Consider the following 7,837-nt stretch of genomic DNA (forward strand, 5'->3'; position numbering starts at 1 on the left):
GTACCGGACCGGGGGACGGTGCCGACGGGCGCGCTCACGAGACCCCCGGGAGGGCGGCGAGCTGCTCGGTGAGGTCGACCACCGCGTCGACGTTGCGGACCCCGGCCTCGGTCGCGGGGAACGGGACGGTGAGGAAGCGCTGCTCGCGCACCGCGGGCAGCGCCGCCGTCACCGGGTTGGACTCCAGGACCTCGACCTTGTGCTCGGCGGAGTTCCACGCGGAGTCGACGAGGACGATGACGTCGGGGTCGCGCTCGGCCACCGCCTCCCACGACAGCGAGGTCCATGTGTCCGCGACGTCGGCGGCGATGTTCTCCAGCCCGGCGGCGGTCATGATCATCTGCGGCGCCCCGATCCCGGCTCCCACGAACGGGGTGTCCGACCCGGAGGAGTACCACAGCGCGGTGAGCCCCTCCCCGGTCGGGGTGACGGCGTCGAGGGTGGCGCGCTGCTCGGCGATGAGTGCGGCCGCCTCGTCCGGTGCGCCGAGGATCGCCCCGACCTCCTCGATCTCCGCGAAGACGTCCTCGAAGGTCAGCGGGTCGGGTCGGTGGGCCGGGTCCTGGCAGGCGGAGGGGGAGACGTAGGTGGAGATGCCCAGCTCCTCGTAGCCGGCGCGGTCACCCGCGCCGTCGTCGGAGAGGTTGGACTCCCATCCGACGTAGACGAGGTCGGGGGCCAGGTCCAGGACGGCCTCCCGCGACGGGTTGCGTTCGGCGAGGACCGGGGGCTCGGGGGCGCCGTCGGGCAGCGGTCCGTCGAGGAAGGCGGTGCCGACGATCCGGTCGCCCGCACCGAGGGCGATGACCATCTCGGTGGCCGAGGACTTGATCGTGACGATCCGCTCGGGCGGGGCGTCCAGGGTGGTCTCGGTGCCGCAGCTCGACACGGTCAACGGGAAGCCCGCCGGCTCGGCGGGCGACGCGTCGGACGTCGCGGCACCGGCGTCGTCGGCTGGGCTGCCGGCGCAGGCGGACAGGAGGAGGGCAGCCAGCGGGAGGGCGGCCAGGGCGCGGGAAGGACGGGACACGGCGACTCCAGGGCAGGTTCGAGGGACTCTGCGCAGTCACCACGCCGCGCTGCGGATCACGGGCCAAGGTCGCGGCCCGCCACCGGTACGACCGGGATCCGCGGGGACACTCTACTCCCGTCGCGCGGGCCGGCCGGAACTTTCCGTCATCTCCTCCAGCTCGCGTCCCTTCGTCTCGGGGACCTGCCAGAGCACGAAGAGCAGCGAGAGCACCGCGAACAGCGCATAGAGGCCGTAGGCCAGGGTGAGCCCGACCGCCGCGAGGCTGGGGAAGGTCGTGGAGACGACGAAGTTCGCCACCCAGTTCGCCGCCGAGGCGACCGACACCGCCGTCGCACGGAACTTGTTCGGGAACATCTCCCCGAGCATCACCCACATGATCGGACCCCAGGTCGCACCGAAGGACACGACGTAGAGGTTCGCCGCGACCAGCGCGATGGGCCCCCACGGCTGCGGCAGCGCGGCCGACTCACCGGTGCCCTGCGCCTGGGAGAACGCCACGGCCATCGTCGCCAGGGTCACCGCCATGCCGACCGAGCCGGCGATGAGCAGGGGCCGGCGCCCGACCTTGTCGACGAGGAGGATCGCCACGACCGTGACGAGGACGTTGGTCACCGAGGTGATGACCGACGTCGTCAGGGCCTCGCTCTCCGCGAAGCCGACCGAGCGCCACAGCGTGGTCGAGTAGTAGAAGATGACGTTGATCCCGACGAACTGCTGGAACACCGCCAGGGCGATGCCCACCCAGACGATCGGCTTGAGCCCCAGCGTCGTGCCGCGCAGGTCGCGGAGGGACTCGCGGGCCTCGCGCTGCAGGGACCTGCGGATCTCCTTGATCTTCGTGGCCACGTCCCGCACGCCGGTGTACCGGGTGAGGACGTCGGCGGCCTCCTCCTCCCGCTCCTGGTCGACGAGGTAGCGCGGGGACTCCGGGATGGTCAGCGCGAACAGGCCGTAGAGCACCGCGGGCACGGCCTCGGCCATGAACATCCACCGCCACGCCTCGCGGCCGAGCCACAGCTGCTCGGCCGCACCGCCCGCGGCGTCGGCGAGGAACGCGTCGCACAGCAGGGCGGCGAAGATGCCGAGGACGATCGCCAGCTGCTGCAGCGAGCCCAGGCGGCCGCGGACGTCGGCGGGGGAGACCTCGGCGATGTAGGCGGGGGCGATGACCGACGCCGCCCCGACCCCCAGACCGCCCAGGGAGCGCCAGGCGATGAGGTCCCACGTGCCGAACGCGAGCCCGGAGCCGACGGCCGAGGCGGTGAAGAGCACCGCGGCGACGACCATGACGCGCACCCGCCCCTGGCGGGCGGCGAGGGGGCCGGCGAACCAGGCGCCGACGACGCAGCCGAGCAGTGCAGAGGAGACGGTGAAGCCCTGGAGGAACCCGCTGATGCCGAAGTCCGCGCTCATCGCGTCGATGGCGCCGTTGATGACCGCGGTGTCGAAGCCGAAGAGGAAACCCCCGAGGGCGGCGGCGAGGCTGATGCCGAGGATCCGGGCGTTGAACGACGCCGGCGGGCCGTCGGTCCTGCTCATGGTCCCCTCCTCCGCGAGCCGTGCTGGCACGCTAACGCCGACCGCCCGGGTCGGCACGGGGAGGGGGTGCTCAGCCGGCGAGCTCGTGGTCCCGGTCGACGACGGCCTGGACACCGCGGACGACGGCGGGGGAGAAGCCGGCCTCCTCCATCGCCACGAGCCCGGCGATGGTCGTGCCCGCCGGGGAGCACACCATGTCGACGAGGTCGGCCGGGGTGACGCCGTCGCCGGCCCGCTCCAGGACCATCCGGGCACTGCCGAGGACGGCCTGGGCGGCGATCCGGGTGGCCAGCGCCTTGGGCATGCCGCCCCGCACCGCGCCGCGGGCCAGGGCGTCGACGAAGGTGAAGACGAAGGCGGGGGAGGAGCCGGCGATGGCGGTGAACACCGAGAAGTCCTTCTCGGCCAGCTCCACCGCCTCGCCGACGGCGCCGAAGATCTCCACGACGCGGGCGACGTCCGCGGCGCTCGCGGCGGTGTTGCCGCACACCGCGGCCATGCCGGCGCCCACCTGGGCGTTGACGTTCGGCATCACCCGGACGACGGGGACGTCGCCGGTGCCGAGCCCGTCCTCGATGGCGGCGAGCGAGATACCGGCCGCGATCGACACCAGCAGCGGACGGTGCTCGGCGACCTGCGCCGCCAGCCCCTCCAGGACGGCAGGCAGCACCTGGGGCTTGACCGCGAGGACGACGACCTCGCACCCGCCGACGACCTCCTGCGCGGACGCCGCGACGCGTGCCCCGACGGAGTCGGCCAGCGCCTGGGCGACGTCGTGGTGGACGTCGTGGAGGACGATCTCCTCGCCCGCGACCACCCCGGCGGCGGTGACGCCGCGGACGATGGCACCGGCCATGGTGCCCGCTCCGATGAACCCGATCGCCATACTTCCTCCCGCTGCCGCTTCGCGAACCGCCACAGTATCGCCGCGGGCGGGCCGCCCGGGCCAGGCACCATGGGGACATGACCGAGGAACACCCCGCCGCTGTCCGTCGCGCGCTCGTCACCGGCGCCTCGAGCGGGATCGGCGCGGCCACCGTGCGCCGCCTGCGGGCCGACGGGTGGGATGTCGTCGCCACCGCCCGCCGCGCCGACCGGCTCGCCGACCTGGCCCGCGAGACCGGCTGCGCCGTGGTCCCCGCCGACCTCACCGTCGAGGACGACCTCGCCGCGCTGGTCTCCGCCGTCCGGGCCGGCGGGCCGCTGCACAGCCTGGTCAACAACGCCGGCGGGGCGATCGGCGCCGACAGCGTCGAGCACGGCCGCCCGGAAGACTGGCGGGCGATGTTCGAGCTCAACGTCGTGTCGACGCTCCGGCTCACCCAGGCGCTGCTGCCCGACCTGCGCGCCTCCGGCGCCGGTGACGTCCTGCTCGTCACCTCGACGGCCGCGCTGGACACCTACCCCGGCGGGGGCGGGTACGTCGCGGCCAAGCACGCCGAGCGGGTCATCGCCACGACGCTGCGGCTCGAGCTCGTCGGTGAGCCGGTCCGCGTGCTGGAGATCGCTCCCGGCATGGTGCGCACCGAGGAGTTCGCGCTCAACCGGCTGGGCGACCCGGCGGCCGCGGCCAAGGTCTACGAGGGGGTCGCCGAGCCGCTCGTCGCCCAGGACGTCGCCGACGCCATCGCGTGGGCGCTGAGCCGTCCGCACCACGTCAACGTCGACCTCATGGTGCTGCGCCCGCGGGCCCAGGCGAGCAACACGGTGGTCGCGCGGGACGGCGCCTGAGCCCCGCGGTCAGGACAGTGCACCCGGGTCGCGGACGAGCCCGCGCTGGACCCGGCCCACGCCGCGCCACAGCGCGACGGCCGGGACCACGCACGCCACGGTGAGCAGCGTGCTCGCCGCGGCGATGACGGCGAACCCGGCGGCGTCCAGGGCGTCCCCGCCGGGGACCCGGGTGAGTGCGAAGACGGCGACGCTGCCGAGGCACACCGCAGCGAACCCGGCGAGGGCGGCCAGGACGAGGCGGGGGTAGACCTCGGGGCGGAGCGCCGAGAGCAGCGCGTGCAGGCCGTGCCCGAGGGTGGGGCGCGGCGCGGGCACGTCGGTCAGCCACGCCTCGGCGGCGCGGGAGATCCGTCTGCCCGCGAGCAGCAGGGCACGGCCGCGCACGACCGCCCAGGCGCCGGCCGCCCCGGCGACGGCGACGGCCAGGGCACCGGCCACCCCGGTGAGCGGGCCCTCCCTCCCGAGGGACGTGGCCACGACCATGACCGTGCCGACCGCGGCGACGACGACGGCGGCGACCACCGCCGCCCACAGCCCCACCCCGGTGAGCAGCCGCCGCGCGGCGGTGTACTCCCGCACGAGGGCGTGGACGGCCCTGCGGCGGTGCGAGCCGCCGCGGCGGCCGCCGCCCTCCGCCGCGCGCAGGTACGGCTCGACCGTGGGCGGGACGAACCTCACCCCGCGCGATCCTCGAGGTCGGTCACGGGCAGCACGCCCGCGGCCCGGGCGACGCCCTGCGGCTCCTCGCTCCCGACATGGACCCCGGCCGCGACGGCGCTGACGACGTGGGCGAGGAGGGGGCGGTGCTCGCGTCGCTGCGAGCTGCCGGTGACGACGACGAGGTGGTGCGGGCGCCTCGGCAGGGAGACGGCGACGACGCAGCCCGCGAGCCGTTCCACCGGCAGCTGCGCCGGCAGACCGGGCGGCGCCGCGTCCGAGACGTGAGCGGGGGAGCCGTGCGCCCTGCCGAGGAGGGTCCGCGGCGACAGGGTGACGAACGCCTGCACCGCCGACCGTCCGTCGACGAGGGTGATGTCCTCGGCCGAGTCGACCTGCCCGGTGTGCCCCAGGGCCCGCTCGACGAGCGCCACCGGGTTGAGGGGGCCGGCGGCGACCCGCTCCACCATCGTGGAGAACGTCCACACGGCCGGCTCGTCGTCCACTGCGGTGAGCACGACGCCCGCGGAGGTGACCCGCGACCCCGCCATCGCCTCGCGGGCGGCCCGCAGTCCCGCGTACAGGGTGTCCGTCCGGCCGTCGCCCAGGTGGGTGCGGACCGGCTCGACCATGTCGCGCCAGTGCCGTTCCGCGCGCTCGTCGGTGTCGAAGGCGGCGATCTCGACGTAGCCGGGCGGGGTGGGCACCCAGAAGCGTTCGCCGGTGGCGGTCGCGGTCACTGCGCGGCCTCCCGCGCCCGCACCGCCTCCTGCTGCTCCTCGGTGACGAAGCCGTGCCCGCCGAAGAGGTTCTGGAAGCGCTCGGCGGTGCGGGACCACATGTCCCCGGCCTCGTTGATGCCCTCGACGGTGTCGACGACGTTCTGGGTCTCCTCGTGGGTCCGGCCGTAGATGTACCCCCAGGAGGCGAGCGGGCCGACCGGGTCGAAGCTGAGCGCTGCCGTCGCGACGGCGCCCCCGCCCGCGGAGGTGGAGCCACCGGCCAGCACCGGCACGAGCCCGGACAGGCCGCCGTGGTTCTGGGCGATGGTGCCTAGCTTCGACACGAGCGAGCCCAGCGCCCAGCCGGCGAGGAGGCCGAGGGCGCCGGCGACCATCTCCGAGGCGTCCTCCCGGCCACCGGCCCACTGCACGGCGTCGATCGCCACGGCCGTGACCGCCAGCCCGAGGGCGACCTTGCCCAGCACCGCGGCGGCGGCTGCCCACCCGAACGGGGTGAGGAGCAGCGCGACGACGGCGGCGGCGGCGACGACGAGGCCGAGGATGTCCACCAGGTCCTCGAGCGCCGGCAGCAGGTAGTCCTGGACCCAGTCGTGGATGTCGCTCACCCAGCCGGTGAAGCTCTCCCACCAGCTCTTGTCCGGGGCCTGCGCCGCGGCGTCGGTGAGGCACGCGGCGACGTACTCGGCCTGGCTGTGGTAGGTCTCGAGCAGCGCGTGCGCCTCGCCCCGGACGGCCTCGAGCTCACCGGTCGCGGCGTCGAGCCGCGCGGCAGGGCCCTCGGTGTCGACGTCCGGGTCGTCGCTCAGCTGCGCGGTGGCGAGCTCCCCGGCGGCGTGCTCCACGGCGGCCAGGGCGCCGGCGGCGCGCGCCTCGAGCTGGACGGCCTGCTGCTGGAAGCCGGCGAGCGACGTCGCCCAGGTCTCCAGGGCGGCCGCGGCGGCCGCGAAGCTCTCGGCCGCCGTGGTCACCTGCGGGGTGAGCTCCTGCGACATCGACTCGTGGAAAGCGGTGGCCGTCTCACCCTGCCAGTCCTGCTGCCCGACGCCGGCGAGGACGTCGGCGGCCTCCCGGATGCTCGCTGCGGTGGTGCGGACCCGCTCGGCGACCTCCTCGGCGGAGGCGAGCGTCCCGGGGGCGGGGTCGAGACCGAGGGCGGGGAAGGTCTGCATCAGTGCACCTCCGGGACCGGGTCGGTGCTGCCGCCCCCACCGGACTCGAGCGCCTCGGCCAGCCCGGCGTCGAGGTCGGCGAAGCCCTCGGCGATGAGCGCCAGGCCCTGGGCACCGTTGCCGGCGGCCTCGGCGAGCTTGTCGATGCCGTGCTCCCACTCCCGGCCGAAGGTGACCAGGGCCGCGCGCAGCGCCTCGTTGCCGGTGATGTCCTCGGGCATCGCCGCCATCGTGGCCGTCGCCCCCGACAGCACCTCCCGGATGTTCTCCAACGTCGTGCGCGTCGCTGCCAGGGCGTCGCCGTCGATGAACAGGTCGACCACGTGATCTCCTCCCCGGACGTGCCCGTGCACGTCCTGCCCGGACCATCATGGCGACACCGGTTGCCGATGCCCACCGTCGGGGATGGGGAGTTCTCCCTATGGCGGACGCGCTACCCGTCCGGCCCGGCGATGCGGCTACACTCGCCTGAGCAAAGGCTGTGACCCGGCAATCACCGGTGAGCCGCCGGAAGAACAGGGCGCCAGCCCCCAGTAGACCCGGCCGGTAGCGGACCGTCATCTCCGCACTGGAGCGGCCCCGGGCCGCGGCACCTGCCGCGGACCCGACGGCAAGCGAGGTGGTACCGCGGCAGCGGACCCGCCCGAGGCGGGACGCCGTCGTCCTCGCACCACGTACGACGACGAGGAGCACCACCACCCATGGCTGCTGAGCCCACCCCCGCACCCGCCCCCCGCTACCCGCGCCACCGCGCCGACGGCGAGGTCCCGGCCTCCCCGCGGTTCCCCGACCTCGAGCGGGAGGTGCTCGCCTACTGGAAGTCCGACGGCACGTTCCAGGCGTCGATCGACAACCGGCCGGCCGGGGAGAACGGCAGCAACGAGTTCGTCTTCTACGACGGCCCGCCGTTCGCCAACGGGCTGCCGCACTACGGGCACCTGCTCACCGGGTACGTCAAGGAC

The 7,837-nt window shown here is 74.7% G+C and carries 9 protein-coding genes; 2 read left to right on the plus strand and 7 right to left on the minus strand.

Going from position 1 to position 7,837, the window contains the following annotated elements; translation table 11 throughout:
* Positions 1 to 34: 34 nt before the first annotated feature.
* From Q0195_RS03680 to proC, 3 genes are all read right to left on the minus strand, one after another.
* Positions 35 to 1,030, minus strand: coding sequence for a putative F420-0 ABC transporter substrate-binding protein (locus Q0195_RS03680; RefSeq protein WP_299274718.1), 996 nt, complete (start codon positions 1,028 to 1,030; stop codon positions 35 to 37).
* A 111-nt stretch (positions 1,031 to 1,141) separates the two neighbouring features.
* Positions 1,142 to 2,572 carry a sugar porter family MFS transporter gene (locus Q0195_RS03685; RefSeq protein ID WP_299274721.1) on the minus strand — a complete coding sequence of 477 codons (1,431 nt, stop codon included), beginning with the start codon at positions 2,570 to 2,572 and terminating at the stop codon, positions 1,142 to 1,144.
* Positions 2,573 to 2,642: 70 nt separating this feature from the next.
* On the minus strand, positions 2,643 to 3,458 hold the full coding sequence (gene proC / locus Q0195_RS03690; RefSeq protein ID WP_299274724.1) for a pyrroline-5-carboxylate reductase: 816 nt from the start codon (positions 3,456 to 3,458) through the stop codon (positions 2,643 to 2,645).
* Between the two features lie 77 nt (positions 3,459 to 3,535).
* On the opposite strand from proC, the gene Q0195_RS03695 reads away from it, so the two are divergent.
* On the plus strand, positions 3,536 to 4,303 hold the full coding sequence (locus Q0195_RS03695) for an SDR family NAD(P)-dependent oxidoreductase (protein ID WP_299274727.1): 768 nt from the start codon (positions 3,536 to 3,538) through the stop codon (positions 4,301 to 4,303).
* A gap of 9 nt (positions 4,304 to 4,312) precedes the next feature.
* Here Q0195_RS03695 and Q0195_RS03700 read toward each other — a convergent pair whose 3' ends face one another.
* Genes Q0195_RS03700 through Q0195_RS03715 form a run of 4 tightly spaced genes read right to left on the minus strand, consistent with a single transcriptional unit; the run spans position 4,313 to position 7,198 of the window.
* Positions 4,313 to 4,984 carry a hypothetical protein gene (locus Q0195_RS03700; RefSeq protein ID WP_299274729.1) on the minus strand — a complete coding sequence of 224 codons (672 nt, stop codon included), beginning with the start codon at positions 4,982 to 4,984 and terminating at the stop codon, positions 4,313 to 4,315.
* A complete protein-coding gene (locus tag Q0195_RS03705; protein ID WP_299274732.1) occupies positions 4,981 to 5,703 on the minus strand; it encodes a hypothetical protein in 723 nt (240 codons plus the stop codon). Before Q0195_RS03705 ends, Q0195_RS03700 begins: the two co-directional genes overlap by 4 nt.
* Positions 5,700 to 6,875, minus strand: coding sequence for a hypothetical protein (locus Q0195_RS03710; protein ID WP_299274735.1), 1,176 nt, complete (start codon positions 6,873 to 6,875; stop codon positions 5,700 to 5,702). Before Q0195_RS03710 ends, Q0195_RS03705 begins: the two co-directional genes overlap by 4 nt.
* On the minus strand, positions 6,875 to 7,198 hold the full coding sequence (locus tag Q0195_RS03715; protein ID WP_299274738.1) for a hypothetical protein: 324 nt from the start codon (positions 7,196 to 7,198) through the stop codon (positions 6,875 to 6,877). The genes Q0195_RS03710 and Q0195_RS03715 overlap by 1 nt, the downstream gene beginning before the upstream one ends.
* Before the next feature lie 378 nt (positions 7,199 to 7,576).
* Here Q0195_RS03715 and Q0195_RS03720 point away from each other — a divergent pair.
* A partial coding sequence (locus Q0195_RS03720; protein ID WP_299274741.1) for a class I tRNA ligase family protein occupies positions 7,577 to 7,837 on the plus strand: 261 nt, incomplete at its 3' end.

This window comes from uncultured Georgenia sp., from assembly GCF_937958535.1.
In the GTDB taxonomy this organism is placed as follows: Bacteria; Actinomycetota; Actinomycetes; order Actinomycetales; family Actinomycetaceae; genus Oceanitalea.

Bases quoted from the DNA above. Each gene is read 5' to 3' on its own strand.
- Q0195_RS03710 (WP_299274735.1), bottom strand. From the start codon at position 6,875: ATGCAGACCTTCCCCGCCCTCGGTCTCGACCCCGCCCCCGGGACGCTC.
- proC (WP_299274724.1), bottom strand. From the start codon at position 3,458: ATGGCGATCGGGTTCATCGGAGCGGGCACCATGGCCGGTGCCATCGTC.
- Q0195_RS03695 (WP_299274727.1), top strand. From the start codon at position 3,536: ATGACCGAGGAACACCCCGCCGCTGTCCGTCGCGCGCTCGTCACCGGC.
- Q0195_RS03685 (WP_299274721.1), bottom strand. From the start codon at position 2,572: ATGAGCAGGACCGACGGCCCGCCGGCGTCGTTCAACGCCCGGATCCTC.